Source organism: Aurantimonas sp. A3-2-R12, from assembly GCF_036016755.1.
Taxonomy (GTDB): Bacteria; Pseudomonadota; Alphaproteobacteria; order Rhizobiales; family Rhizobiaceae; genus Aurantimonas; species Aurantimonas coralicida_A.
Window position 1 is genome coordinate 1 of record NZ_JAYXIH010000122.1, and the last position, 1132, is coordinate 1132.

2 protein-coding genes are annotated in these 1132 nt (G+C 64.3%); both read right to left on the reverse strand.

Annotated elements, in window-relative coordinates; all coding sequences use genetic code 11:
- The coding region (locus VSX60_RS22325; protein WP_327626430.1) for a DnaJ domain-containing protein at positions 1-607 on the reverse strand (607 nt) is incomplete at its 3' end.
- A 100-nt stretch (positions 608-707) separates the two neighbouring features.
- Positions 708-1132, reverse strand: a 425-nt coding sequence (trxC, locus tag VSX60_RS22330) for a thioredoxin TrxC (RefSeq protein WP_327626431.1), incomplete at its 5' end; no start/stop codon positions are given.

The following is a 1132-nucleotide window of genomic DNA, read 5'->3' on the forward strand; positions in this document are numbered from 1 at the left end:
AGAACGAATGCGGCTGGACATGCAGTTCGACATAGGCGTCGCCCGGGGCTCCACCGCCGAACCCGGGCATCCCTTGCCCTTTCAGCCGCAGCATCTGCCGGTCGGCTGCGCCTTCGGGGATCTTGACCTGCAAGGTCTTGCCTTCGGGTAATGTGATCGTCCGCGTCGCGCCATTGGCCGCATCCAGAAAAGCCACCGGGAGCGCGTAACTCACATCCTGTCCACGCGCCCTGAACGTGCCCTGGGCTCGCCGTCCTCCGCTCGAAAACGCGCGAGAGAGAAATTCCTCCAGATCTTCCTTACTCGCAAATCCGTCCTGTGCGGCGTGCGAAGCGTAGGCGGGGCCGTCTGCGAAATCGCGATAGAAGCGCTCATGCGGGCGCTCGGCTCCGCTGGCGTCGATTTCGCCCGCATCGAAGCGCCGGCGTTTTTCCGGGTCCTTGAGCAGGTCGTTTGCCGCCGAGAGGTCCTTGAACCTACTCTCAGCCTCCTTGTCGCCCGGATGCAGATCCGGATGGTGCTTGCGCGCCAGTTTCTTGAACGCGGCCTTGATCTCCTTGCTGGTCGCAGAGCGGTCGACGCCGAGGGTCTCGTAAGGGTCCTTCATGCAACTGATTCCATGCCAACCATGCCTCGAATGCCCGTGTTCTTTATCGGTACTGCGCAACGCTTCGACGCCTCTGTTGCGGCGCCGATGGATGGCAGGCTCAAGCCGCCGCAGTCGGCAACTTGTCACGCACCCATTGCACGATCTGATTGGCCGACATCGCGCCCGAGGTTCGGGCCGTCTCCCGCCCATCCAGGAACAGGATCATCGTCGGAATGCCGCGAATGCCGAGTCGAGAGGCGGCTCCCTGTTCGGCTTCCGAATTGAGCTTGATCATGCGGACCCGCGGCTCCAGATCGCGCGCCGCCGCCTCATAGGCGGGCGCCATCGCCAGACATGGTCCGCACCAGGGGGCCCAGACATCGACGAGAACCGGCACGGTGCCGCGCGCGATCTGGCGGTCGAAATTCTCAGCACCGACATCCTCGGGATGGCCGGCGAACAGCTTCGCCCCGCATTTCCCGCATTTGGCGCCGCTGGCCGATCGCGACGGCGGCAAGCGGTTGACGCCGCCGCACTTGCTGC